We start from the raw sequence: 25,375 nt of genomic DNA, 5'->3' as shown, positions 1-25,375 counted from the left end.
GTCTGTGATACGCTCAGGGGCGAATCTATTCTAGTAATCCGGCAGATTACTGATCGATCTTTCTAATATCTTCTTTCACACTGGAAATCGTTCTGGCCCAAGGATTACGATCTCTCAGGTCAGCGGGCAGACCACGGACAGCTTCTGTTGCCGCTGCACGCGTAGGGTACTGACCATAAACCACTACATGCCAGGGTTCACCCTGATGCAACGTTTTAAAACGGTAAAAACGCTGCGGCTGGGCTTGTGACTGAATGAATCTTATCACACTTTCTTCAGAACGCGCGCCCAGCATCTGCAATGTAAAACCGTTATCCGGCCAACTGAGCAAGACCTCGGCCTGGGTTCCTGCTGCCGCGGAAGTCGCAGCAGTTGCTACTGGAGCAGGTGCAGGTGCAGGTGCCGGAGCAGGTGCCGGAGCAGGAGCAGGAGCAGGAGCAGGGCGAGGCTCTGCAGAAGGTGTGGGCGCAGGTGCAGCAGGTGCCGGCTCTGGCTGAGGTGCCGGCTCTGGCTGAGGTGCTGGCTCTGGCTGAGGTGCTGCTGGCTCTGGTTGAGGTTCTGGTTCAGACTGAGTCGGCAGCTCTGGTTCAGATGTTACGACCGGCTCTGGAGCAGTCACCTCAGGCACTGGCAACTCAGGCGCTTCTTCGGATACACCCGAAGACATGCTTTCCATATCCTGCAACACCTGAAGACCTGCTGACGGAGTCAATGAAACCTCAGACTCCTGCAACGCCTCCTGCTCTGCAAGACGCTCTGCCAACACATCCCGCGCTTCGATTTGAGCAACTGATGACGACTGAGCTTCAATCCGAATAGGCTCAGGTGCAACTTGAATTCTTGCCACACCTTGAGGTTCCGGGTTCTTTTTGGGCAAATAGTGCCAGACAGCAAAACCGGTGATCAGCAACAAAACCGTAACAACTGCGGCAATATGCAGTGGCGGCAGCGGGAAACTCCGTGAAGACATTTCATCGCCACCACTCTGCTGCAACAGAGTATCAACCGCCATTTTTAACTGCCCAGGCTGCCCATCACTGAGATCCAGCAACTTGCGCAATTGACGTGGCGTAAGCTCTACCTGGGACGGCAATAGAGACAGCACAAAGTCTTCTGCCTCAACATCAGTAAAAGGCATGAGCCTTTGAATGTGCACCCGGTTTTCAAGACGTTCCAACACACCCTTTTCTTCAGCCCGTTGCTCAAACTCGGGTAAGGCTGTCAGCAATAGATGCGGCGCCAACTCACCCAGTTGAAACAGACTCAATAGCAACTCAAGCGCGTTATCGGACAGGTAATCTGCATTGTCCACCTGAACATGCAGAGAGATTCCGACTTCTGCCAGCGCCCTAATGTGCTTATGAACAGCAGCCAGGCGCTTGCGATTATCGCTCAGCAACTCAGGGTCCAGTCCCAATGCCTCGATTAATACACTCAGCAGACCGGTGACATCGGTTTTCTGCTGCAGATGGATGCGGGCCAAACGCTGTGTACGTGGTTCATGTAGCGCTTCCAGCTGATCCAGCAACATGGAGCGCCCACTGCCGGAATCACCCAGCAGCAGAATCAGAAAAGCCGAATAGCTGGACAAATGGCTAAGCTTCTCAGCCAGTTGCATACGGGAGGCGGGTTCAACGTATAGGTGGTCATTGACTGACATGAAGTTTCCCTGCTAGTTTCCCTGCTTAAAGAGTTATCCGACAGGGTCAGCGCACTCCCTGTAGGGTTTGCATCAATGCGGCCTGATCGAACTGATCTGTAACCACCGCCTGGCCAATGGCCTCAAGCAGCACCAATCTCAAACGACCATCCAGAACTTTTTTATCAATCGACATCAGGGCGTTAAAGTGTGCCGGTGTCATATCCGCGGGCGGCTTGATTGGCAAGCCCGCGGCCTTAAACAGTCGTTCTATTCTATCGACATCGTCAGCGTTTATCCATCCCATGCGACAGGACAGATCTGCTGCCATCATGGTGCCTGCCGCCACAGCCTGACCATGCAACCACTGACCGTAACCAGCATGAGTTTCAATGGCATGACCAAACGTGTGCCCCAGGTTCAGCAACGCTCGCACCCCGGCTTCGCGCTCATCCAGCGCCACCATTTCAGCCTTGATTTCGCAAGAGCGGTAAATCGCATAGGCTAACGCATCCGCATTTCGGCTACGCAAAGCCTGCATATTATTTTCAAGCCAGGTAAAAAAGTCTGCATCATGAATCAGGCCATACTTGATCACCTCTGCCAAACCGGCTGACAGCTCAACATCCGGCAAAGTATTCAACACCCCAGTATCCGCCAGGACGGCTACTGGCTGATGAAAAGCACCGATCATGTTTTTACCTGCAGGATGATTGACTCCGGTCTTGCCACCTACCGAAGAATCGACCTGAGAAAGCAGCGTTGTCGGAACCTGAATAAAATTAACCCCACGCTGATAACAGGCCGCCGCAAAACCTGCCATATCACCAATCACACCACCTCCCAGCGCAATCAGTGTTGTGGTTCGGTTATGACGCTTCAGCAATAACTGATCAAATATTTGATTCCAATGTGCAAGATCCTTATAGGCTTCACCATCCGGAAGAATGACTTCATCCACCTCAAACTCCGAGAGTGACTGGCAAACAGCTGCACGATACAAGGGGGCAACCGTTTCATTGCTCACTAACATGACCTGCTTACCGCGCACATGCTGCGCGAGTAACGACTGCTGCAGCACACCAGCACCAATGTAGATGGGGTAACTTCTATCGCCCAGATCGACTGTCAGGGTTTGCATAGGTGGACACTCCAGAAATTTAGATTCAGCCTGGCTTTGGATCAGGATGGCTGTTTCGACAACTGTTTGAGCTGACGCAGAATTTCCTGAATCACTGCACGCGGATGGCGCTTGTCCGTACGGATGATAATGTCCGCACAGCTTTTGTAAAGCGGATCCCGTTGTTCCAGCAGCTTTCGCAATACTTCTTCAGGATTGGCGGTTTGCAACAATGGCCGGTTCCGGTCCCGGGCTGTACGTTCCAGTTGCTGCTCAATCGATGTCTGCAAATAGACTACAACGCCCCGGTTCTGAAGACACTCACGGTTTTCAGGCCGCAGCACCACACCACCACCCGTGGCTAACACACAGTCATTCAACTGCGTCAGCTCACTAATAACAGCCATTTCACGCTCTCGAAAGCCAGCCTCGCCCTCGACATCAAATATCCAGGGGATATCCGCACCCGAGCGCTCTTCGATGACTTTATCTGAGTCAATAAAGGTACTGCTCAACTCTTGAGCAAGGAGACGCCCTATGGTGCTTTTTCCAGCACCCATAGGGCCAACAAGAAAGACATTCAACGCGGAAAACCTACTGAATAGCTAAGGATTCCCGAATCATAGTAGGTGTGATAAAGATCAGCAACTCCCGCTTGGTTTCCGTTTCACGCGTGTAGCGGAAAAGACCGCCCAATACGGGCAGATCACCCAGCAAAGGCGTTTTACGCACTACGTTCTCCAGGTCGTTACGGAAAACACCACCCAGCACGATGGTATCACCATCATTCACCACGACAGATGTTTCCAGCTGGTTGGTATTGATCAGCAACTCACCACCCAGACGGTTAGGATCGAGAGAGTCTTGCAGCACTTTCAGATCCATGGAAATACGATCACCCGGGTTAATCTGAGGTGTGACTTCAAGACTGAGCACAACCTCCTTGAACTCCAGGTTAACTTCACCATTTTCAACAGTTTGATACGCCACTTCCTGACCCGACTTGATGACAGCAGGACGTCCGTTGGTGGTGATCACCTTGGGCTGCGAAACAATTTCGATTTTACTGTCACTCTGCAGTGCTGACAGCTCAGCAGACAACAGCAAACCACTGCTCAAATAGCCGATACGGATGGCTGAGGTTGGGTCACCCACACCGAAATCAACCATACCAGGCACACTCGGCTGCGCAACACCGCCAATGCCAGGGATAGCTGGAACAGTACCCGCACCACCACCGACTGACACACGGGTATTGGCGCTACCTGCAGCCCCCCAGCGAACGCCCAACTCACGAGCAAACTCGGTGGATGCAGTGACCAGGCGGGCCTCAACCAGTACCTGTGCCACTTCGACATCAAAACGACGCAGCGTACGACGAATATCTTCCATCTGACGCGAGGTTTCACGAATCATCAGTACGTTGGTCTGATCATCAGCCAGAATAAAGCCTCTGTCTGAAATCAGGCGAGCCTCTTCCAGACGCGCTCTCATGTCCGAGGCACGGCGGAAATCAACCTGGATAAATTCTGTGACCAAAGGTGCCAGCTCCTGAACCTGCTGCTGACTTTCCATTTCGACACGCTCACGCTCTGCTATCTCTGTCGCCGTACCAATCATCAGCACATTACCGACTTCGCGCTTATCCAACCCCTTGGATTTCAGCAAAATATCCAGCGCCTGATCCCAGGGCACATTTTTCAATCGCAGGGTTGTGGTACCACCGACGTTATCACTGACCACCAGATTCATTTCGGCCACTTCTGCAATAATTTGCAGCACGGCACGCACTTCAACATTCTGGAAGTTCAGATCTATACGTTCACCACTGTAAGGAAACTGACTCTCTCGCAGGGCTTCCTGCTCACGGGTTGTCAGTGGTTTAAAATCGACAATCAGCTGATTACCGGTCTGATATGCCATGTAATCGAATGGACTGTTACCCGGACGCAGTAAAATTGTCGCACCAGCTCCGGATGACATGCTGTCAATAAACTCAAGGGGCGTCGCAAAATCCTGCACATCCAGACGACGCGCAAGCGAAGGGTCCAACACCGCATCGCTCAGGTTCAAGATAACATTGCCACCCTCACGCATAATATCCATTGCCGCACGATCATCTGACATACCGATAGTGACGCGACCCTGGTTGCCTTCTACACGCTGGAAATCAATCGACTGAATACGTGTACGACCAGCGACATCCTGTACCGGCATACTGGTTGCTGCAGGCTGACGCACACTTCGGGCAGGTGCCGTTGCAGCTTCCTGAAAGCGCATCACCAGCAGACGACCATCCATCTGTACGTCGTGGGTCGCCGTTCCATAGAGGTTAGTAACCACTCGCAAACGTTCTTGCGCCTGAGCGAAGTTCACGCTGTCGACAATCCCCGTATTAACAGAAACCGATCGCTGCCCCATGGCATTGGTTACACCATTGAAGTCCATTACCAGACGCGGCGGACTGTCAATCATGTAGCTGTTGGGTGCCGTCGGTGGCACATCAAACTCCATCCGCACCTCAACACCCTGGCCGGGCAACGAAACGAACTCAGTATTTACAAGCTTCGCTTCCTGTGCCAACAGATGGGAGGACAAGAGCAAAGCAACCGGGATCACCAGCCAACTGCCAAAACGTTTCAGCAAGGAGGATCTCTTATTTTGATGCATATCGATTCTATTCACGGTCAGTATCCCTTAGTTGGACTCGGGAAGCGCTATGGTGCGTGGTCGCTTCATCCATCCGCCACGGCCATTTGAAACAATTTCGGACAATTCAATCCGTCTTTCATCCAATCCGACTACCTGACCGTTATCCAGCCCCAGATAATCGCCCAGCTGTACACGATGCACCTCTCCACGCGGATCACGTACCAAGGCATACAGCTGGTCAGTGTTCAGCGGCGAAGTGATCGTACCTACCATCAACAGATTGTCGACGGCATATTGTTCAAGATAATCTTTCAACCGATCAGGATCCGGATATACATCCGAGATTTCTTCAGGCAATTCCAATACTTCTGGCACCATGGCACCGAATGGATTACGCAGACTTGAGCCTTCATATACAAACGCTTCGTAAGGTTTAAATTCAGGTAAAGGTGGCACTTCACCGACAGGTCTTGAAGACCGGTCAGCGACAAATGCCCTCAGATCAGCTGTGTCTTCTACCCAGATACAACCTTGTAGAGAGACGACCACCAAGGCAACCAGCCAGAAGCGCGGAGACAACAATACTCTATTTCCGTTATGTCGTTCAGTTCTGTTCATAGCGATAGGTCTTTGCATTGATGGTCATAGACAAGGTGTCGCCAGAGCCCGCACGGATGCTGTAATCATGCAGCGTCACAATACGCTCTATGGCAGCGACACCGCTGACAAACTCACCCATTTGATGATAACTGCCGGTGACCTGGATATTAATGGGCAACTCAATATAGAACTGTGAGCGGGTTTCCGGCTGCAGGGCAATAGACTCAATAGACAGCCCCGCCTGACGACCAATATCGGATATATCCTCGAGCAGCCCGGGGACTTCCTTATCGGTTGGCAACTGCTTCAGTATTTCAGAGAAGCGCTCTTCAACATCCGCCATCTGCCTGCGCAATGCATCCAGATTAGCTACCCGGAACGCCTTATCTTCAAATTGGGATTTAAGATCCGACTCACGGGCGACTTCGCGTTCAATCGATTGGTGTTTATCTGTGATCAGAAAATGAACACCCGCACCCACGACCGCAGCAAACGCCAGTAAATAACAGATAAACTTGACGCCAATTGGCCAGTTACCTGCTGTTTTAAAATCCAGGTTATTAATGTCAAAACCACGAAACGCATTCTGCAAACCATTCATATTCATTGTGCACTGCCTCCTTCAGCCGGACGACGCATAGGCACAGAAAGGTTGAACTGCCGCAGGTTGTTCGAAGTACTGACCCGCGTCAGGTTAGGCTCACCAAACCAGACAGAACTGTTCAGGTTGCGCATCAGCGCTGAAACATCACGGTTTTGGGTTGCGTAACCATCAATAGTCAGTGAATCAGCGCTACGACTGATTGCCGTGTAATAAAGCTCATCGGGCAATACACGTACCAGCTCATCAAAATTACGAACGATAACGGGTCGACTACCCTGCAGATCTTCTATGGCCTGCAGGCGTTCCAACAATTGTGCCCGCATACGATTGAGCTCGTTGATTTCAGCCAACTGCCGGTCAAGACGGGCATTCTCTGCACGTAAATAGTCGTTACGGGCCTGTTGGCGCTCCATCTGCATGTCATAGTAGTAGCTGATCCCAAATACCACCAGGCCCGCCAGCACAGCAGAGCCTAACAAGTTTGAAACAAAGCGTTTCTGATGCAGAGCATTCCGTTCTTCGCGCCAGGGTCTGAGGTTAATTCGGGCCATAGTCTCAAGTCCTATTGATTAAAACTTCGCAGCGCAAGACCACAGGCCTTGGCCAAGACTGCCCCATCGCGCGCCAGACGCTCGGGATTCAGCTTGCGATTAACCGCGGTATGATTAAATGGTGTAAGCACCTGGGTGTCTATCTCCAGCTCTTCTGTCAGGCGCTTTGCCAGATCAGGAAGCCCGGATACACCACCACAGACATAAACACGTCCTAGCTGACCATGCACACCGGATGAATAGAAAAACTGCAGCGCACGTGATACCTGTTGCACAACTGTATCAGTAAAGGGCACCACCATCTGCTCGACAATACCCGGATCCAGGGTATTTTCACGAAATGCCAGATCCACCTCTTCCATTGACAGCCCGTGCTGCTGATGAATGGCCTGGGACAGATCATTACCCCCAAATGCCTGCTCACGGTTGTACGCGATTTTGCCTTTCATGAACACATTAAGACAAAGCGTAGATGCACCAATATCAACGACCGCCACCAACTGATCATCAGGCGCCTGATCGACCAGGGACAGCAAGCGCTCCATAGCGTAAGTATCGACATCCACTATCTCGCACTTAACACCCGCTGCATTTACCGCATCTTCACGCGTATCCGCACTCTCCTTACGGCAGGCAACCAACAGAATTTCATTGAGATTGGGGTCTTTGGCAACCGGCCCTATGACTTCAAAATCAAGCGCCACTTCTTCAAGAGGGTAGGGAATAAACTGATCCGCTTCGATTTTCACCTGATCTTCAAGCTCAATCCCGGCAAACAGGTTACTTAAATGAATGCGTTTGGTTATCACGGCTGAAGAAGGAACAGCAACAACAGCGGCACTATATTTACCACCACAGATTTTCAGTCCTCGCTGAACAGCCGCAGTGACTTCGGAGACGACCTCGATATTACCATCAATCACAGCTGTTGCAGGCAAAGGCACTATGGCATAGGCGTCGATCTGTCGCTGACTACCATGAGTGGACATAGACACCAACTTCACTGAAGATGACCCTATGTCGATGCCGATCCAGCCCGATGTTTTTTTTCCGAATAAGCTGACCACATTTCATTCCTTTTCCGCAGATACCGGAAGTCTCAGAAGGTTAACAGCGATAAACCTTTTCAGTAATTTAAACGCCTGTCAGCTATACTGTAAAGCGCCGCGACAGATATAATAGTCATTTTAGACCGAAATTAGACCAAAAGGTGATCATGCGCAAAGTTTTAACAGTTTTTAAGTGGTTTCTTGCCCTTTTGGTTCTTGCCATTCTACTGGTTATCGGCGGCGCATTTTTTGCCTTGAATCAATATAAGCCTAATCTTCCCGATGTACACGAGCTTCGTGAGGTAAGATTCCAGATTCCGTTACGAATTTTTTCGGCGGACGGAAAGCTTATGGCCGAGTATGGAGAGCAACGCCGCACCCCTATCAGCTACGCTGAAATACCTGATGCCATGCGCCTGGCAATACTTGCCGCAGAGGACAGTCGTTTTTACGAACATTTTGGCATCGACCTTAAGGGTCTGGGTCGTGCAGCATTTCAACTGGCATCATCGGGTGAGATTCAAACAGGCGGCTCAACAATTACCATGCAGGTTGCCAAAAACTTCTTTTTAACCCCGGAACGCACCTTCGAACGGAAGTTCAACGAAATCCTGCTGTCACTGAAAATAGAACAGGAACTCAGCAAGGAAGAAATTCTTGAGCTGTATGTGAACAAAATCTATCTGGGGCAGCGTGCCTATGGCATTCAGGCTGCCGCTAATATTTATTACGGTCGTGATATCAGCGAATTGACGCTTGCACAAATGGCCACCATTGCAGGCCTGCCGAAAGCACCGTCTGCCAACAACCCGGTTCGCAACCCTCAGCGCTCCATGGAACGGCGTAACTGGATTCTCGGCCGCATGCTGAGCCTGGGCTATATCACTCAGGATGAGTTTAATGAAGCCGTTCAGGAACCTGAGAACGCTCGTTACCATACAGCGGACATCGAGCTGTCTGCCTTTTATGTTGCAGAAATGGTTCGTGCTGAAATGTTCAGACTGTACGGTGACCTTGCTTATACTGAAGGCTTCCACGTCACCACTACGCTCGATAGTCGCATGCAGGAAGCAGCCGATGCTGCACTACGTGATGGTTTGATCGCCTATCATGAACGCCACGGCTACCACGGCCCTGAAGCACAGATTGATATCAGCGGATTAACAGCCGAGCAACAATTAACCCAGCTGTCAGGCTACCCCTTATTAGGAAACATGCATCCGGCACTGGTGACGGATGTACAGGATCAATCAGCCTCTATACTCCTCAGAGACGGTAGCACCGCCGAATTATCCTGGGATAACATCCGCTGGGCGCGCGCCTATCGCTCAGTTAACGCGATGGGTCCTGTACCACGCACCGCCAGCGAAGTACTGACACCCGGAGATATTATCCGCATTGTGTCACGCGACGAAAACACCTGGCGTCTCACACAACTCCCTCGTGTACAAGGCGGCCTTGTTGCAATGGAACCCGATACGGGAGCCATCCGCGCACTGTCGGGCGGATTCAGCTTTAACCACAACAATTTCAACCGGGTGAATCAGGCCTGGCGCCAACCTGGCTCAACTTATAAGCCGTTCCTCTATGCAGTTGCATTAGAGCAAGGCTATACAGCTGCAAGCATAGTGAATGACTCCCCTATCGTGATTCACGATGTCAGCCTTGCAGGTGAGTGGCGTCCGGAGAACCATTCACGTGACTTCGAAGGCCCTATACGCCTGCGCGAGGCACTCTACCGATCCAAAAACCTGGTATCGATACGTCTGCTACGCGATATAGGTATCGACACAGCCTATCCCAAACTACTGAAATTCGGTTTTGATGCTGAACGCACTCCGCCCAACCTGTCATTGTCACTTGGTGCAGCGGATGTCACGCCCATTCAGGTCAATACCGCTTACGCCGCCTTTGCCAATGGTGGTTACCGCGTTGTCCCCTGGTTTATTGACGAAGTACTCGTCAATGGACAGCCAGTGATGCTACCAGAACAGGCTGGCGATGCTTTCAAACATACCAATAGTCGTCTGAATCATGATGAGCCGGAGGATTTCCGTATTATTGAGGCATCTACTGCCTACATCATTCACGATGTACTCGCAGATGTCATTCGCCGAGGTACAGGGCGTCGCGCGCAAGCACTGGGACGCAGTGATCTGGCGGGTAAAACCGGAACAACCAACCAACAACGAGACGCCTGGTTTACGGGCTATAACCGTGATCTGGTGACCACGGCCTGGATCGGTTTTGATCAGCCAGCCCCTCTCGGACGCAGCGAATATGGCGGTACTGCAGCACTGCCCGTCTGGATTGATTTCATGCGCGTTGCACTCGACGGCAAACCTGAGTCCACTCCCCCGCGCCCCGAGAAAGTCGTTCAGGCACGTATAGACCCAGCGACCGGACTTCTGGCCTATGATGGCCAAACCGATTCCATTGTTGAATACTTTACTGAAGAAACAGTGCCTCGACGTCGTGCATCTACGCCAGGACAGTCTGGCAATCGCGTACTCGAATCACTATTCGACTGACCGCCTTTCACGCAGGCAGGTCTGGCAAAAGCACATCACTGCCAGACCTGCATAACCACCAGATGACGAATAAGGTCTCGCGCGCACTTTCCTACAGGCAAAAAAAACCCGGCATCAGCCGGGTTTTTTGTACACGAGAAACTAATTAATCTTCGCTATTGTCTTCAACAGCTTCCACGTTCAGTGGACGATCAACCAGTTCAACGTAAGCCATAGGTGCGTTATCACCTTTGCGGAAGCCGCATTTCAGAATGCGAACATAACCGCCTGGGCGATTTGCATAACGCGGACCCAGCTCACCGAACAGTTTACCTACAGCGGCATCGCTGCGGGTACGAGCAAACGCCAGACGACGATTAGCTACACTGTCAGTTTTGGCCAGAGTGATAAGCGGCTCAGCCACACGGCGAAGTTCTTTAGCTTTAGGCAGAGTTGTCTTGATCAGTTCGTGTTCGAACAGAGACACTGCCATATTCTTGAACATCGCTTTGCGGTGTGCACTTGTACGATTTAAGTGACGACCTGATTTACGATGACGCATTATTCAAAATCCTTAACAACTTAGTGTCAGAAGGCTAACTCAGGATGCCGCTTTATCGTCATTTTTGAGGCTGGCAGGTGGCCAGTTCTCAAGACGCATACCAAGTGACAGCCCTTTAGAGGCCAATACGTCCTTGATTTCAGTCAGCGACTTCTTACCCAGGTTAGGAGTCTTCAACAGTTCAACTTCGGTGCGCTGGATCAGGTCACCGATATAGTAGATCTGTTCTGCTTTTAGACAGTTAGCCGAGCGAACTGTCAGTTCAAGATCATCCACCGGACGCAACAGTACTGGATCGATCTCAGGATCGTCAGTCTCTGTACGCGACTGCTGGCTGGCATCTTTAAGATCCACAAAGACCGCCAACTGCTCATGAAGAATTGTCGCTGCACGACGAATACACTCTTCAGGATCGATGGTCCCATTGGATTCAATATCAATGATCAGCTTATCAAGGTCAGTGCGCTGCTCAACACGAGCGCTTTCAACTTGATAAGAGACACGCAGAACCGGGCTGTAACTGGCGTCCAGCAACAGGCGACCGATTGTACGGTTCTCATCTTCATCAGCCGTACGTGCATCAGCCGGAACATATCCGCGACCACGAGTGACCTTGAGCTGAATATTCAGGCTGTTATTGCCGTTAAGATGCGCAATCACATGCTCGGGATTGGCAATCTCAACATCTTGTGTCAGCTGGATATCAGCTGCGGTTACTACGCCTGCTTCAGATTTGCTCAGCGTCAGCGTGGCCTCATCTCCATTATGGAGCGTGAAAGCCACACCTTTCAGGTTCAGCAGGATCTCAATGACATCCTCCTGAACCCCTTCAATGCTGCTGTACTCGTGTAACACACCGTCGATTTCGACTTCGGTCACAGCACAACCAGGCATTGAAGAGAGCAAAATACGGCGCAGCGCATTGCCAAGAGTATGACCGAAGCCACGCTCAAGCGGCTCCAGAGTTACCTTAGCGCGAGTTTTGCTGATTTCCTGTACGTCAATATGACGTGGACTAAGAAACTCGTTTACAGAACGCTGCATAGTATCACCAGTCAAGAGTTCAAGAATTACTTCGAGTAAAGCTCGACGATCAGATGTTCGTTGATGTCCTGAGCCAGATCACCGCGCTCAGGAAGGGCTTTGAATTCGCCTTCCATTTTCGCAGCATCGACTTCAATCCACTCAACCGGTGCACGCTGACCAGCCAGCTCCAGAGCGTGTTTGATACGCAACTGGTTCTTGGCTTTTTCACGTACAGCAATCTTGTCGCCAACACTTACCTGGAATGAAGGGATGTTAACAACCTGTCCATTCACAGTAATCTGACGGTGAGAAACCACCTGACGCGCTTCAGCACGTGTTGAGCCAAAGCCCATGCGGTATACAACGTTATCCAGACGCCCTTCGAGCAGCTGCAGCAGGACTTCGCCTGTTGCGCCCTTGCGACGAGCGGCTTCTTTGTAGTAACCACGGAACTGACGCTCCAGCACACCGTAGGTACGACGTACTTTCTGTTTTTCACGAAGCTGCAAACCGTACTCTGAAAGACGGCCGCGGCGTGCGCCATGCACACCGGGTACAACTTCTGCTTTGCACTTGCTATCCAGCGCGCGAACACCACTCTTCAGGAAGAGATCCGTGCCTTCACGACGGGACAGCTTGCACTTTGGTCCAAGATATCGAGCCATTATACCGTCTCCTGATTAAACACGACGTTTCTTCGGCGGACGACATCCATTATGAGGAATGGGCGTCACATCCGTGATGTTGTTAATTTTGTAACCACAGCCGTTCAGTGCACGAACAGCGGATTCACGACCGGGTCCCGGTCCCTTAACAAACACGTCGAGGTTCTTAAGTCCATACTCCAGGGCCGCCTGACCAGCACGCTCTGCAGCAACCTGTGCCGCAAAAGGCGTACTCTTACGCGAGCCGCGGAAGCCTGAACCACCAGAAGTCGCCCAAGAAAGTGCATTTCCCTGACGATCGGTAATGGTGACGATGGTATTGTTAAAAGAAGCGTGGATGTGCGCGAGGCCATCCGCTACTTGCTTTTTAACCTTTTTACGTGTGCGATTACCTGGCTTTGCCATATTCGGAAATTCCTATCGCTTACTTACGGATCGGCTTACGCGGACCTTTACGGGTGCGCGCATTCGTTTTGGTGCGTTGACCGCGAACCGGAAGGTTACGACGGTGACGCAAACCACGGAAACAACCAAGATCCATAAGACGCTTGATGTTCATGTTGACTTCACGACGAAGGTCACCTTCGACAGTCAACTTGGTAATTTCACCACGAACATTATCGAGCTGCTCTTCAGACAGGTCGCCGATCTTGACGGTCGGCAGGATACCTACTGCAGCGCAAATCTGTTTGGCTGTAGTGCGGCCAATCCCATAAATGTAAGTCAGAGAAATTACCGCATGCTTATTGTCAGGAATATTGACGCCAGCGATACGGGCCATTCAATCTACTCCATATTAATGCTCTGCTCATTAGCAGAGACAAATCATTCATCGTTCGTGGAAGGCGCGCAATAATACAACCTGATCAAAAATAAATCAAGTCGGGCGCCTCCACGGCTTTTAATTTGTGGTTAACCCTGGCGCTGTTTGTGACGGGGTTCCACTTTACAGATCACGCGCACGGAACCGTTGCGACGTACGATCTTGCAATTACGGCAAATCTTTTTAACAGACGCGCGTACTTTCATGATCCACCTCTAACAGGTTTAACGCAGTGAACCTGCGCCACCTTTAAGATTCGATTTCTTCATCAGTGATTCATATTGATGGGACATCAGATGTGATTGCACCTGCGCCATAAAGTCCATCACAACCACCACGACGATCAACAGAGAGGTACCACCGAAGTAGAACGGAATGTTCCAGGCCACAACCAGAAATTGTGGCATCAGTGATACAGCCGTAATATAGAGCGCGCCGAACAGTGTCAAACGCGACAATACAGTGTCGATGTATCGGGCAGATTGCTCACCGGGTCGAATACCCGGAATGAACGCACCAGATTTTTTCAAATTGTCCGCCACTTCACGCGGATTAAACATCAGCGCTGTGTAGAAGTAGCAGAAGAACACGATAGCGATACCGAACAGCAGAATATGCAACGGCTGACCTGGGCCTAATGCCAGTGCCATATCCTGAAGCCAGTCGAGACCTTCACTCTGCCCGAACCACTGTCCCATGGAAGCAGGGAACAGCAGAATACTGGAAGCAAAGATGGGCGGAATAACACCGGCCATATTTACTTTCAGCGGCAGATGACTGCTCTGAGCCGCATAGACCCGGCGCCCCTGTTGACGTTTCGCATAGTTGATGGTGATACGGCGTTGACCGCGCTCCATAAACACAACGAATCCGACAGTAGCCATGGCCAGTACAGCAATCAGTAGCAATGCCAGGATATTCAGATCTCCCTGACGGGCAGCCTCAAAGGACTGACCGATAGCTCCAGGAAGACCTGCGACAATACCGGCGAAGATCAGAATGGAGATACCATTACCGATACCGCGCTCTGTTACCTGCTCGCCCAACCACATCAGGAATACCGCGCCTGCAACAAAGGTCACAACCGCAACGAAATAGAAACTGGCATCAGCTGCGAACGCAACGCCTTGACTTGCAAGACCTACGGACATACCAAATGCCTGAATCGTCGCCAGCACCACCGTTCCATAACGGGTGTACTGATTGATTTTGCGACGACCCGCTTCACCTTCCTTCTTCAGCTGTTCCAGATGCGGACTGACCGCCGTCATCAACTGCATAATAATCGATGCAGAGATATACGGCATAACACCCAGCGCAAGAATACTCATACGCTCAAGTGCGCCACCTGAAAACATATTGAACAGACTCAGGATTGTGCCCTGGTTCTGCTCAAACAGTGCAGCAAGGCGATCAGGGTTGATACCCGGTACCGGTATATGCGCACCGATACGGTATACAATGATCGCGATCAGAACGAAACGCAGACGAGCCCAAAGCTCGCCCAGTCCGTTTTGTCTTGCCGGTACTTGTCCTACCTTAGCCATTTATGCCTCGACTTTACCGCCAGCAGCTTCAATCGCCGCCTGAGCACCTTTGGTCACTTTAAGACCTTTAACAGTAACAGGCTTTGTGATTTCACCTGACAGGATCACACGCGCGACTTTGATTTCCTCGCGGATGATGTCAGCATTTTTTAACGCTTCAAGATCAACCACGTCAGCGGTAATCTTGCTGATTTCGTTCAAACGAATCTCAGCAACATAACGCGACTTACGTGATGTGAAACCGAATTTTGGCAGACGACGCTGGATAGGCATCTGACCGCCTTCAAAACCCGGATTCACGCTTCCGCCGGAGCGGGATTTCAGACCCTTGTGACCACGGCCACAGGTTTTGCCCAGACCGGAGCCGATACCACGACCCACACGCTTGGGAGCCTGTTTGGATCCGGCACCCGGGCGTAATGTATTCAGACGCATTGGGTGACTCCTTTTATTCACCAACCACACGGACCATGTAGTTGACTTTATTAATCATACCACGCACTGCAGGAGTATCTTCCACTTCAACAACGTGGCCGATGCGGCGCAGTCCGAGCCCTTTGACACACAGCTTGTGCTTCGGCAGAGTGCCGATAGTGCTGCGGGTCAGGGTCACTTTAATCGTATTTGACATCGCTTAGTTCCCCAGGATCTCTTCAACGGTCTTGCCGCGCTTGGCAGCAACGTCTTCAGGCGCGTTCATGGACGCAAGACCCTTAACAGTTGCACGCACAACGTTAACCGGATTAGTGGAGCCGTAACACTTCGCCAGTACGTTCTGTACACCTGCCAGCTCAAGAACCGCACGCATCGCACCACCGGCGATGATACCGGTACCTTCAGATGCAGGCTGCATGTAAACGCGAGACGCGCCATGCTGAGCTTTAACAGGATACTGCAGTGTATGGGCGTTCAGTGAAACGCTGACCATGTTACGACGCGCCTGCTCCATTGCCTTTTGAATTGCAACGGGCACTTCACGTGCCTTACCACGGCCAAAACCGATACGGCCATTACCATCGCCAACAACTGTCAGCGCAGTAAAACCGAAGATACGGCCACCTTTCACCACTTTAGCGACGCGGTTTACCTGGACCAGTCTCTCCTGGAGTTCACCGTCTTTCTGTTCGTGATTTGCCATATTAGAAACCTTTAGAATTCCAGTCCGCCTTCGCGGGCCGCATCAGCCAGAGCCTGGACTCTGCCGTGATATTTATAACCGGAGCGATCAAACGCCACCTGTGAAATGCCTGCTGCTTTGGCACGATCTGCGATCAGTGCACCCACTTTCTTGGCAGCTTCAACGTTGCCGGTTGCACCAGCACGCAAATCTTTTTCAACAGTTGATGCAGAAGCAAGCACTGTTGCGCCATCAGCGGAAATGATTTGCGCATAAATGTGACGTGGTGTGCGGTTGACGCACAGACGTACTGCACCCAGTTCACGCATTTTAAGGCGAGAGCGGCGCGCACGACGAATTCGAGCTTGATTTTTTTCGTTCATGACCCAGCCTTACTTCTTCTTAGCCTCTTTACGGCGTACAAACTCATCTGCATAGCGAACACCTTTACCCTTGTAAGGCTCAGGTGGACGGAACGCACGAATTTCAGCGGCAACCTGACCAACCTGCTGCTTGTCAGCACCAGACAGGATGATTGTCGTGTTATTCGGAGCTTCTGCTTTAACACCGTTAGGCAGTTGGTAATCGATCGGGTGTGAGAAACCCAGCGTCAGGTTGACAACATCGCCTTTAACAGCAGCACGGTAACCAACACCGATCAGCTGCATGGTTTTCTGAAAACCAGTGCTGACACCTGTCACCATGTTGTTAACCAGTGCACGAGTCGTACCGGACAGGGCAACAGCCTGCTTGCTGCCATCACGAGCAACAAACGTAACCTTGCCATCATTCAGCTCAACAACAACTGAAGGATGTACATCCAGACTCAACTGACCGTTGCTACCCTTGACAGCAACTTGCTGCCCCTGGATTTTAACCTCAACACCTGCAGGTACAACAACGGGATTCTTAGCTATACGTGACATCAGAACTCCCCTTAGAATACCGTACAGATGACTTCACCACCGATACCAGCCTGACGAGCGGCGCGATCGGTCATGACACCTTTACTGGTAGAGATAATTGCAATACCCAGGCCATCAGAAACTTTTGGCAGTTTTGCAACATGGCGGTAAATACGCAAACTAGGCTTGCTTACACGCTTGATCTCTTCAATAACCGGCTTGCCTTCGAAATACTTCAGTTCGATAGTCAGTACCGGCTTGCTTTCACCTTCAACACTGTAGTCAGTGATATAGCCTTCTTCTTTCAGCACCTTGGCGATTGCCACTTTGTGCTTGGAAGACGGCATGGAGACAGCAGGCTTTTCAGCCATATTACCGTTACGGATACGGGTAAACATATCCGCGAGGGTATCTTGCATACTCATGCTTATTTCCTCAGTTGTGCAGCGCAGCGCGGTAGCAGGAACCGTTTCCTGCCCAGACCGCTGTGCTTACCATTGACAAGCTGATTACCAGCTTGCTTTTTTCAGACCCGGAACATCACCGCGCATTGCAGCTTCACGCAGTTTGATGCGTGACAAACCGAACTTACGGTATACACCGTGCGGACGACCTGTTACCTGGCAACGACGCTGCTGACGAATCGGACTGGCATCACGCGGCAGCTTTTGCAAAGCGACCTGTGCATCCCAACGCGCTTCTTCAGAGCTCTCTGGGTTAACGATGATTGCCTTCAGCTCAGCACGCTTGGCAGCATATTTTGCAGCCAGCTTTTCACGCTTCGCTTCACGGTTTTTCATTGAAATTTTAGCCATCTTCTACCCCTGATTATTTACGGAACGGGAACTGCAGAGCGGTCAGCAGTGCACGTCCTTCGTCATTAGTCTGGGCGGTAGTAGTGATCGTGATATCCAGACCACGCAGCTTATCCACTTTATCGTAATCGATTTCAGGGAAAATAATCTGCTCTTTAACACCCATGCTGTAGTTTCCACGACCATCGAATGACTTCGGATTCAAACCACGGAAGTCGCGGATACGCGGGATAGATACATCAACCAGACGATCAAGGAATTCCCACATACGCTCACCGCGCAGTGTGACTTTACAACCGATCGGCCAGCCTTCACGGACTTTAAAACCCGCAATGGATTTACGTGCCTTGGTAACAACAGGCTTCTGACCTGCAATCGCAGTCAGATCAGCAACAGCGTTTTCCAGCTGCTTTTTATCACCCAGAGCTTCACCTACACCCATGTTCAGAGTGATTTTGGTGACACGTGGAACAGCCATGATGTTAGGACTGTTCAACTCTTCTTTCAGGCTCTGCTTCAGTTCGTTCTCGTACAGCGCTTTCAATCTAGACATTGCACCAACCTCTCTTACTTATCACCAACGACGACTTCGCCGTTAGACTTGTAGAAGCGTACCTTGGTGCCGTCTTCAAGCTTCTTGAAGCCTACACGATCACCCTTGCCGGTAGCAGGATTAAAAATGGCGACATTGGAAGTGGCAATCGCTGCTTCCTTCTCAACAATACCACCCTGCTGACCCAGCATCGGGTTTGGCTTAACATGCTTCTTGATCATGTTTATGCCGGATACGATCAGGCGATCGTCAGACAGAACGCGCATTACTTTGCCACGCTTGCCCTTATCTTTACCTGCGATCACGATGACTTCATCGTCGCGACGAATTTTACGCATTAGTTACCTTCCTTTCCTACTACCCTCTCATGCTCAAAAACGCCAAACCCTCACGGGCATGGCGTTTTGAAGATTCAACCGCAAAAAAGCAGTCAGATCAGAGCACTTCAGGCGCCAGGGAAATGATCTTCATGAACTTCTCAGTACGAAGCTCACGCGTTACTGGGCCGAAGATACGAGTACCAATTGGCGCGCCGTTGTTGTTCAGCAGCACTGCTGAATTCACATCAAAGCGGATAATGGAACCATCCGCACGACGAACACCTTTACGGGTACGTACTACGACAGCTTTAAGAACCTGACCTTTCTTCACTTTACCACGCGGAATGGCTTCCTTAACGGTCACCTTGATGATATCACCAACTCCGGCGTAGCGACGGTGAGAACCGCCGAGGACCTTAATACACATCACGCGCTTGGCGCCGCTGTTATCAGCAACATCAAGCATCGATTCAGTTTGAATCATGGTCTACCCCACAAAACTGTTAAACCAGCCATCTAATGACAGCTGGCGTAATGGAGCAAAGGCGCACTAGTTTACACCTCTGCGGCAGGCTCTTCAACTGCCATTAATGCTTTATTTGCCTGTTCTTCGATCCGAACCAGTACCCATGTCTTGGATTTAGACAGAGGACGTGATTCCTGGATGGTTACCAGGTCGCCGATACGGCAAGCATTATCAGCATCATGAGCATGCAGCTTGGTCGAACGACGTACGAACTTCCCATAAATTGGATGCTTCTCTTTACGTTCTACCAACACCGTGATGGTTTTATCCATCTTGTCACTGACGACCTTACCGGTCACAGTACGAATACGTTTTTCTGCGCTCATTTATGCACCTGCCTTTTGCTTAAGAACAGTTTTGACGCGAGCAATATCACGACGCACCTGGCCTAAAAGGTGATTTTGAGCCAGCTGACCGGTCGCTTTTTGCATGCGCAGATTAAACTGGTCCTTCAACAGATCCAGCAGTGTCTGCTGAAGCTCTTCTGCGGATTTTTCGCGCAGTTCAGTCGCTTTCATTACATCACCGTCCGTTTAACTATGGTTGTAGTTACAGGCAGCTTTGCAGCAGCCAGAGCGAAGGCTTCAGACACCAACTGTTCGTTGACGCCGCTGATTTCAAACAGCACCTTACCTGGCTGGATCTGAGCGACCCAGTATTCTACGTTACCCTTACCTTTACCCATACGTACTTCAAGGGGCTTAGTCGTGATCGGCTTGTCCGGGAATACCCGGATCCAGATCTTACCACCACGCTTTACATGACGCGTCATGGTACGACGAGCCGCTTCGATCTGACGCGCTGTAATACGACCGCGACCGGTCGCTTTCAGCGCGTACTCACCAAAGCTGACCTTGCTGCCACGCTGCGCCAGGCCGCGGTTACGGCCTTTCATCACCTTGCGGTACTTAAGTCGTTTTGGTTGCAGCATTGACGTTTACCTCACTTAGTTCCTTTCTTCTTGGGCGCATTCTTCTCAGCACGTACCTGTTCGATACCGCCGAAAATCTCACCTTTGAAGACCCAGACTTTAACGCCAATCACACCGTAAGTTGTGTGCGCCTCGTAGGTTGCGTAGTCAATGTCAGCACGCAGGGTATGCAGAGGTACACGACCTTCACGATACCACTCAGTACGCGCAATCTCGGCACCGCCAAGACGACCGCTCACCTGGATTTTGATACCTTTGGCACCGATACGCATGGAGTTCTGTACCGCACGCTTCATGGCGCGACGGAACATAACACGGCGCTCCAGCTGGCTGGCAACGCTCTGCGCGATCAGTTTGGCATCCAGATCTGGCTTACGTACTTCTTCAATGTTGATGTGCACAGGCACACCCATCATTTCAGAAATCGCAGAGCGCAGCACCTCAACATCCTCACCTTTCTTGCCAATCACGATACCGGGACGAGCAGTGTGGATAGTAATTTTGGCGTTCTGAGCTGGACGCTCAATATCAATGCGACTTACAGACGCATTCTTCAGCTTGCCCTCAAGGAAACTACGCACCTTGAGGTCATTCAGCAGCTTACCAGCATAGTCTGACTTGTCAGCGTACCATACAGAAGTATGATCTTTGACGATGCCGAGACGTATACCGGTTGGGTTAACTTTCTGACCCATTTCGAAATCTCCTAGCCGTCAGCTTCTTAGTCAGCCACTTTGATAGTGATGTGCGAGGTGCGCTTCAGAATTCTGTCTGCGCGACCTTTGGCACGTGGCCGAATGCGTTTCATGGTCATACCTTCATCAACGAAGATGGCCGATACACGCAGTTCATCTACGTCAGCACCTTCATTGTGCTCTGCATTTGCAATCGCAGAGTTAAGCACTTTCTTGACCAGATCAGCACCTTTCTTGTTGCTGAACGTCAGGATATCGAGAGCTTCTCCCACAGACTTACCACGGATCTGATCAGCGACCAGACGGGCCTTCTGGGCGGAGATGCGGGCGCCGATATGTTTGGCGACTACTTCCATCATCTATCCTCCCTTACTTCTTCTTGGCCTTCTTGTCGGCTGCATGACCGCGGAATGTACGTGTAGCAGCAAACTCACCTAATTTATGACCGACCATGTCCTCAGTGACAAACACTGGAACGTGCTGGCGGCCGTTATGTACTGCAATTGTCAAACCCACAAAGTTCGGAAAAATTGTGGAACGACGCGACCAGGTTTTGATCGGACGTTTTTCGTTTGCTTCAATCGCAGCCTCTACCTTCTTCAACAGGTGAAGGTCGATAAATGGACCTTTCTTCAGTGAACGTGGCACAGCTGTATCCCCTTATTTAGCGCTACGACGGCGTACAATGAGTTTATTGGTACGCTTGTTCTTGCGTGTTTTATGACCTTTAGTCGGGACGCCCCATGGAGTAACCGGGTGACGGCCACCAGAGGTACGACCTTCACCACCACCATGTGGGTGATCGACCGGGTTCATTGCTACACCACGAACTGTCGGGCGCACACCACGCCAGCGCTTAGCACCCGCTTTACCCAGCTGACGCAGGGAATGCTCGGAGTTGCTGACTTCGCCCAGTGTGGCACGGCATTCTACCAGCACTTTACGCACTTCACCGGAACGCAGACGCAGAGTGGCATAAGCCCCTTCACGCGCAACCAGCTGTGCAGAAGCACCCGCAGAACGTGCCATCTGAGCGCCTTTACCAGGCTTCAGTTCGATACAGTGTACGGTACTACCCAGGGGGATGTTACGCAGAGTCATGGTGTTGCCGACTTTGATATCGACAGCTTCACCAGAAACGATAACAGCACCTGCCTGCAGACCTTTCGGTGCAATGATGTAACGACGCTCACCATCTGCATACTTGATCAGAGCGATGTGCGCAGTACGGTTTGGATCGTATTCGATACGTTCTACAGTACCCTGAATACCATCCTTGTTACGACGGAAGTCGATAACACGGTAATGGTGCTTGTGACCACCACCGATATGACGCGTAGTGATACGGCCATTGTTGTTACGACCACCGGACTTGCTCTTCTTTTCGACCAGTGCCGCAAAAGGTTTACCCTTATGCAGATCAGCACTGACTACCTTAACGACGTGACGACGTCCGGCAGAGGTCGGCTTTGATTTAACGATTGCCATGATCTAACCCCTTCTTATTCGCCAGCCATGAAATCAATTTCAGAGCCATCCGCCAGACGAACATAGGCTTTACGCACATCATTGCGCTTGCCCAGGCCACGCGCTGTACGCTTGGTCTTACCTTTGATATTCAGCACATTGACGCCTTCAACTTTTACGTTGAACAACTGCTCGACGGCTTTTTTGATTTCGGGCTTGGTAGCATCAGGCGCTACACGAAATACGACCTGCTGTGATCCGTCAGCAACAATAGTTGCTTTCTCAGAGATGTGCGGACCCAACAACACTTTATAAATGCGTTCCGGATTCATGCCAGCACCTCATTGATTTTGTTCAGAGCAGCAGCGGTCACAACCACTTTGTCAAAGCCAATCAGGCTGACCGGGTCGATCGCAGCAACGTCACGCACATCAACGTGTGGCACGTTACGAGCAGCCAGATACAGGTTTGCTTCAACTTCTTCAGTGATCAGCAGTGCATTGCTCAACTCAAGCTCTTTCATCTTGGCGATGAACTGCTTGGTTTTCGGGGCATCCATCTGGAAACCTTCAACAACCACCAAACGATCCTGACGAACCAGCTCAGAAAGGATGCAGCGCATGGCAGCGCGATACATCTTCTTGTTAACCTTCTGCGAATAGTCACGTGGACTTGCAGCGAAGGTCACACCACCGGAGCGCCACAGCGGTGAACGGATTGTACCCGCACGGGCACGACCAGTTCCCTTCTGACGGAATGGCTTGGCGCCACCACCAGATACTGCGGAACGATTTTTTTGAGCCTTGCTACCCTGACGGCCACCTGCCATGTAAGCAGTAACCACCTGGTGCACCAGGGACTCGTTAAACTCTTTGCCAAAAATCAGCTCGGATACTTCGACCGAACCGTTGGCTCCTGTCAGATTTATATTCATGTTAACCCCTTCAGCCGCGTGCTTTTACAGCAGGTTTAACGATGACGTCACCGCCGGTCGCGCCAGGAACAGCACCTTTGACCAGCAGCAGGTTGCGTTCAGCATCTACACGCACGACTTCAAGAGTCTGCACTGTGCAACGCTCATCACCCATGTGACCTGCCATCTTTTTGCCCTTGAACACACGCCCCGGAGTCTGACACTGACCAATGGAGCCCGGAGCACGGTGAGAAAGTGAGTTACCGTGAGTCGCATCCTGAGTACGGAAGTTCCAGCGCTTAACACCGCCCTGAAAACCCTTACCCTTGCTACGACCGGTCACATCAATTTTCTGACCTGCTTCGAAGCGCTCAACTGTCAACGAATCGCCGACATTGATTTCTTCATCACCGGAGAGACGGAACTCCCACAAACCGCGACCTGCTTCAACTCCAGCTTTCGCGAAGTTGCCGGCTTCCGGCTTAGTCAGGCGATTAGCCTTCTTAGTACCGGTTGTCACCTGGATAGCAGCGTAACCATCAGTTTCAATGGTTTTAACGCACGTCACGCGGTTCGGATCCACCTCGATGACAGTGACTGGCACGGACACGCCATCTTCTGTGAAGACACGGGTCATGCCCGCTTTACGTCCGATAAGTCCTACAGACATTTTAATACCTCTTGCCAGTTGAGTACGGGGCTGTCACCCACTATGGCTGCCCATTACAGAGCATTCCTCAAATAGCGCTTCATTAAACGTTATTAATTCTGCGCAGCTTGATTAGCCCAGGCTGATCTGCACTTCTACACCCGCAGCGAGGTCCAGCTTCATCAGTGCGTCAACTGTTTTTTCAGTTGGCTCAACGATGTCCAGAACACGCTTATGCGTACGGATTTCATACTGATCACGTGCATCTTTGTTCACGTGAGGTGAAATCAGAACGGTAAAACGCTCTTTGCGAGTAGGAAGTGGGATCGGACCATGCACCTGTGCGCCCGTACGCTTTGCAGTTTCTACGATTTCCTGCGCGGACGAGTCGATCAGGCGATGATCAAAAGCCTTCAGACGAATTCTGATTTTTTGGTTCTGCATTCTGATCACGCATTTCCTGTTGATTTTGTTACGGCAATAGCCGACCTCCCCTTACATGAGGGGACGCAAATTATACTTACTGAGTCAAGTGAGTTCAACCCTGTCGGTACAAATAATAACCAGTCATTTTCACTACTGCCAAAAATGCAAAAACCCTCCGAAGAGGGTTTTCTGTCATCAATTGATCAAATCAATTATTCGATGATTTTGGAAACAACGCCTGCACCTACAGTACGACCGCCTTCACGGATCGCAAAACGCAGACCTTCTTCCATCGCGATCGGGTTGATCAGCGTAACAGTCATCTGTACGTTGTCACCCGGCATCACCATCTCAACACCTTCTGGCAGCTCACACGCGCCAGTGATGTCAGTGGTACGGAAGTAGAACTGTGGACGGTAGCCTTTGAAGAATGGTGTATGACGACCACCTTCTTCTTTGCTCAGCACGTACACTTCGCCTTCAAACTTGGTGTGCGGCTTGATTGAACCCGGCTTACACAGTACCTGACCACGCTCAACTTCATCACGCTTGGTACCACGCAGCAGCGCACCAATGTTCTCACCTGCACGACCTTCGTCCAGCAGTTTGCGGAACATCTCAACACCGGTACAAGTCGTCTTGGTCGTCGCACGAATACCAACGATCTCGATCTCTTCACCGGCTTTAACGATACCACGCTCTACACGGCC

The 25,375-nt window shown here is 51.1% G+C and carries 38 protein-coding genes; 1 reads left to right on the top strand and 37 read right to left on the bottom strand.

Annotated elements, in window-relative coordinates; genetic code table 11:
- Positions 1–46 precede the first annotated feature (46 nt).
- From ADINL_RS15955 to pilM, 8 genes are read right to left on the bottom strand one after another with little or no spacing between them, the layout of a single operon-like run.
- Positions 47–1,660: an AAA family ATPase gene (locus ADINL_RS15955; RefSeq protein WP_051632673.1), complete on the bottom strand. Its 1,614-nt coding sequence runs from the start codon at positions 1,658–1,660 to the stop codon at positions 47–49.
- A 46-nt stretch (positions 1,661–1,706) separates the two neighbouring features.
- Positions 1,707–2,780 carry a 3-dehydroquinate synthase gene (aroB, locus tag ADINL_RS08630; RefSeq protein WP_036546558.1) on the bottom strand — a complete coding sequence of 358 codons (1,074 nt, stop codon included), beginning with the start codon at positions 2,778–2,780 and terminating at the stop codon, positions 1,707–1,709.
- Between the two features lie 41 nt (positions 2,781–2,821).
- Complete coding sequence (gene aroK / locus ADINL_RS08625) at positions 2,822–3,343, bottom strand: shikimate kinase AroK (RefSeq protein WP_275574406.1); 522 nt, start codon at positions 3,341–3,343, stop codon at positions 2,822–2,824.
- 10 nt (positions 3,344–3,353) lie between these two features.
- On the bottom strand, positions 3,354–5,405 hold the full coding sequence (locus tag ADINL_RS08620; RefSeq protein ID WP_239644359.1) for a type IV pilus secretin PilQ: 2,052 nt from the start codon (positions 5,403–5,405) through the stop codon (positions 3,354–3,356).
- A 51-nt stretch (positions 5,406–5,456) separates the two neighbouring features.
- Positions 5,457–6,029: a pilus assembly protein PilP gene (locus ADINL_RS08615; protein ID WP_051632671.1), complete on the bottom strand. Its 573-nt coding sequence runs from the start codon at positions 6,027–6,029 to the stop codon at positions 5,457–5,459.
- On the bottom strand, positions 6,016–6,618 hold the full coding sequence (locus ADINL_RS08610) for a type IV pilus inner membrane component PilO (protein WP_036546550.1): 603 nt from the start codon (positions 6,616–6,618) through the stop codon (positions 6,016–6,018). The genes ADINL_RS08615 and ADINL_RS08610 overlap by 14 nt, the downstream gene beginning before the upstream one ends.
- A complete protein-coding gene (locus ADINL_RS08605; RefSeq protein ID WP_036546547.1) occupies positions 6,615–7,166 on the bottom strand; it encodes a PilN domain-containing protein in 552 nt (183 codons plus the stop codon). The genes ADINL_RS08610 and ADINL_RS08605 overlap by 4 nt, the downstream gene beginning before the upstream one ends.
- 11 nt (positions 7,167–7,177) lie before the next feature.
- The gene (pilM, locus tag ADINL_RS08600) at positions 7,178–8,233 is read right to left on the bottom strand and encodes a type IV pilus assembly protein PilM (RefSeq protein WP_036546544.1); all 1,056 of its coding nucleotides are present in this window, start codon (positions 8,231–8,233) and stop codon (positions 7,178–7,180) included.
- A 332-nt stretch (positions 8,234–8,565) separates the two neighbouring features.
- Between pilM and ADINL_RS08595 the strand changes: the two genes are divergently transcribed.
- Entirely contained in the window at positions 8,566–10,746 is a 2,181-nt protein-coding gene (locus tag ADINL_RS08595) for a penicillin-binding protein 1A (RefSeq protein WP_239644357.1), read from the top strand.
- A gap of 145 nt (positions 10,747–10,891) precedes the next feature.
- Here the strand turns inward: ADINL_RS08595 and rplQ are convergent, their stop codons facing one another.
- From rplQ to ADINL_RS08455, 29 genes are all read right to left on the bottom strand, one after another.
- On the bottom strand, positions 10,892–11,287 hold the full coding sequence (gene rplQ, locus ADINL_RS08590; protein ID WP_036546541.1) for a 50S ribosomal protein L17: 396 nt from the start codon (positions 11,285–11,287) through the stop codon (positions 10,892–10,894).
- Positions 11,288–11,326: 39 nt separating this feature from the next.
- Complete coding sequence (locus tag ADINL_RS08585; protein WP_036546538.1) at positions 11,327–12,331, bottom strand: DNA-directed RNA polymerase subunit alpha; 1,005 nt, start codon at positions 12,329–12,331, stop codon at positions 11,327–11,329.
- A gap of 26 nt (positions 12,332–12,357) precedes the next feature.
- Positions 12,358–12,978 carry a 30S ribosomal protein S4 gene (gene rpsD, locus ADINL_RS08580; RefSeq protein WP_036546535.1) on the bottom strand — a complete coding sequence of 207 codons (621 nt, stop codon included), beginning with the start codon at positions 12,976–12,978 and terminating at the stop codon, positions 12,358–12,360.
- A gap of 15 nt (positions 12,979–12,993) precedes the next feature.
- Positions 12,994–13,383, bottom strand: a complete 390-nt coding sequence (gene rpsK / locus ADINL_RS08575) for a 30S ribosomal protein S11 (protein WP_036546531.1) — start codon at positions 13,381–13,383, stop codon at positions 12,994–12,996.
- Positions 13,384–13,402: 19 nt separating this feature from the next.
- Positions 13,403–13,759 (bottom strand): 30S ribosomal protein S13, encoded by a 357-nt coding sequence (gene rpsM / locus ADINL_RS08570; protein WP_036546529.1) that lies wholly within the window; start codon positions 13,757–13,759, stop codon positions 13,403–13,405.
- Between the two features lie 131 nt (positions 13,760–13,890).
- Positions 13,891–14,007 (bottom strand): 50S ribosomal protein L36, encoded by a 117-nt coding sequence (gene rpmJ, locus ADINL_RS16235; protein ID WP_007021200.1) that lies wholly within the window; start codon positions 14,005–14,007, stop codon positions 13,891–13,893.
- Between the two features lie 18 nt (positions 14,008–14,025).
- Positions 14,026–15,348: a preprotein translocase subunit SecY gene (secY, locus tag ADINL_RS08565; RefSeq protein ID WP_036546527.1), complete on the bottom strand. Its 1,323-nt coding sequence runs from the start codon at positions 15,346–15,348 to the stop codon at positions 14,026–14,028.
- Entirely contained in the window at positions 15,349–15,783 is a 435-nt protein-coding gene (rplO, locus tag ADINL_RS08560) for a 50S ribosomal protein L15 (RefSeq protein WP_036546525.1), read from the bottom strand. It lies immediately after the preceding gene.
- A 13-nt stretch (positions 15,784–15,796) separates the two neighbouring features.
- Positions 15,797–15,979 (bottom strand): 50S ribosomal protein L30, encoded by a 183-nt coding sequence (rpmD, locus tag ADINL_RS08555; protein WP_036546522.1) that lies wholly within the window; start codon positions 15,977–15,979, stop codon positions 15,797–15,799.
- Positions 15,980–15,982: 3 nt separating this feature from the next.
- A complete protein-coding gene (gene rpsE / locus ADINL_RS08550) occupies positions 15,983–16,486 on the bottom strand; it encodes a 30S ribosomal protein S5 (RefSeq protein WP_036546519.1) in 504 nt (167 codons plus the stop codon).
- Positions 16,487–16,497: 11 nt separating this feature from the next.
- Positions 16,498–16,848, bottom strand: coding sequence for a 50S ribosomal protein L18 (rplR, locus tag ADINL_RS08545; protein WP_036546516.1), 351 nt, complete (start codon positions 16,846–16,848; stop codon positions 16,498–16,500).
- A 9-nt stretch (positions 16,849–16,857) separates the two neighbouring features.
- On the bottom strand, positions 16,858–17,391 hold the full coding sequence (gene rplF / locus ADINL_RS08540) for a 50S ribosomal protein L6 (RefSeq protein WP_036546513.1): 534 nt from the start codon (positions 17,389–17,391) through the stop codon (positions 16,858–16,860).
- An 11-nt stretch (positions 17,392–17,402) separates the two neighbouring features.
- A complete protein-coding gene (rpsH, locus tag ADINL_RS08535; RefSeq protein ID WP_036546511.1) occupies positions 17,403–17,795 on the bottom strand; it encodes a 30S ribosomal protein S8 in 393 nt (130 codons plus the stop codon).
- Between the two features lie 84 nt (positions 17,796–17,879).
- Positions 17,880–18,185, bottom strand: a complete 306-nt coding sequence (rpsN, locus tag ADINL_RS08530; protein ID WP_036546510.1) for a 30S ribosomal protein S14 — start codon at positions 18,183–18,185, stop codon at positions 17,880–17,882.
- A gap of 13 nt (positions 18,186–18,198) precedes the next feature.
- Positions 18,199–18,738 (bottom strand): 50S ribosomal protein L5, encoded by a 540-nt coding sequence (rplE, locus tag ADINL_RS08525; RefSeq protein WP_036546508.1) that lies wholly within the window; start codon positions 18,736–18,738, stop codon positions 18,199–18,201.
- A 14-nt stretch (positions 18,739–18,752) separates the two neighbouring features.
- The gene (rplX, locus tag ADINL_RS08520) at positions 18,753–19,076 is read right to left on the bottom strand and encodes a 50S ribosomal protein L24 (protein ID WP_036546505.1); all 324 of its coding nucleotides are present in this window, start codon (positions 19,074–19,076) and stop codon (positions 18,753–18,755) included.
- A gap of 97 nt (positions 19,077–19,173) precedes the next feature.
- Positions 19,174–19,542, bottom strand: a complete 369-nt coding sequence (gene rplN / locus ADINL_RS08515) for a 50S ribosomal protein L14 (RefSeq protein WP_036546502.1) — start codon at positions 19,540–19,542, stop codon at positions 19,174–19,176.
- 71 nt (positions 19,543–19,613) lie between these two features.
- Positions 19,614–19,910, bottom strand: a complete 297-nt coding sequence (gene rpsQ, locus ADINL_RS08510; protein WP_036546499.1) for a 30S ribosomal protein S17 — start codon at positions 19,908–19,910, stop codon at positions 19,614–19,616.
- The gene (gene rpmC, locus ADINL_RS08505) at positions 19,911–20,102 is read right to left on the bottom strand and encodes a 50S ribosomal protein L29 (protein WP_036546497.1); all 192 of its coding nucleotides are present in this window, start codon (positions 20,100–20,102) and stop codon (positions 19,911–19,913) included.
- On the bottom strand, positions 20,102–20,515 hold the full coding sequence (gene rplP / locus ADINL_RS08500) for a 50S ribosomal protein L16 (protein WP_036546494.1): 414 nt from the start codon (positions 20,513–20,515) through the stop codon (positions 20,102–20,104). The genes rpmC and rplP overlap by 1 nt, the downstream gene beginning before the upstream one ends.
- 11 nt (positions 20,516–20,526) lie before the next feature.
- Complete coding sequence (rpsC, locus tag ADINL_RS08495; RefSeq protein WP_036546491.1) at positions 20,527–21,210, bottom strand: 30S ribosomal protein S3; 684 nt, start codon at positions 21,208–21,210, stop codon at positions 20,527–20,529.
- Positions 21,211–21,236: 26 nt separating this feature from the next.
- Positions 21,237–21,569 carry a 50S ribosomal protein L22 gene (gene rplV, locus ADINL_RS08490; protein ID WP_462686723.1) on the bottom strand — a complete coding sequence of 111 codons (333 nt, stop codon included), beginning with the start codon at positions 21,567–21,569 and terminating at the stop codon, positions 21,237–21,239.
- Positions 21,570–21,579: 10 nt separating this feature from the next.
- Positions 21,580–21,858, bottom strand: a complete 279-nt coding sequence (gene rpsS, locus ADINL_RS08485) for a 30S ribosomal protein S19 (RefSeq protein WP_036524409.1) — start codon at positions 21,856–21,858, stop codon at positions 21,580–21,582.
- Between the two features lie 12 nt (positions 21,859–21,870).
- Positions 21,871–22,698, bottom strand: coding sequence for a 50S ribosomal protein L2 (gene rplB, locus ADINL_RS08480; RefSeq protein ID WP_036546485.1), 828 nt, complete (start codon positions 22,696–22,698; stop codon positions 21,871–21,873).
- Positions 22,699–22,712: 14 nt separating this feature from the next.
- Positions 22,713–23,009, bottom strand: a complete 297-nt coding sequence (gene rplW, locus ADINL_RS08475) for a 50S ribosomal protein L23 (protein ID WP_036546482.1) — start codon at positions 23,007–23,009, stop codon at positions 22,713–22,715.
- Positions 23,006–23,611 carry a 50S ribosomal protein L4 gene (gene rplD / locus ADINL_RS08470; protein ID WP_036546479.1) on the bottom strand — a complete coding sequence of 202 codons (606 nt, stop codon included), beginning with the start codon at positions 23,609–23,611 and terminating at the stop codon, positions 23,006–23,008. The genes rplW and rplD overlap by 4 nt, the downstream gene beginning before the upstream one ends.
- A gap of 10 nt (positions 23,612–23,621) precedes the next feature.
- Positions 23,622–24,260, bottom strand: coding sequence for a 50S ribosomal protein L3 (rplC, locus tag ADINL_RS08465; RefSeq protein ID WP_036546477.1), 639 nt, complete (start codon positions 24,258–24,260; stop codon positions 23,622–23,624).
- Between the two features lie 111 nt (positions 24,261–24,371).
- Complete coding sequence (gene rpsJ, locus ADINL_RS08460) at positions 24,372–24,683, bottom strand: 30S ribosomal protein S10 (RefSeq protein WP_036511965.1); 312 nt, start codon at positions 24,681–24,683, stop codon at positions 24,372–24,374.
- A gap of 194 nt (positions 24,684–24,877) precedes the next feature.
- Positions 24,878–25,375, bottom strand: a 498-nt coding sequence (locus ADINL_RS08455) for an EF-Tu C-terminal domain-related protein (protein ID WP_036546474.1), incomplete at its 5' end; no start/stop codon positions are given.

It is taken from the genome of Nitrincola lacisaponensis (genome assembly GCF_000691225.1).
Lineage (GTDB): Bacteria > Pseudomonadota > Gammaproteobacteria > Pseudomonadales > Balneatricaceae > Nitrincola > Nitrincola lacisaponensis.
Note: the sequence above shows the minus strand (reverse complement) of the source record. Positions and strands in the feature narration are given on the sequence as shown.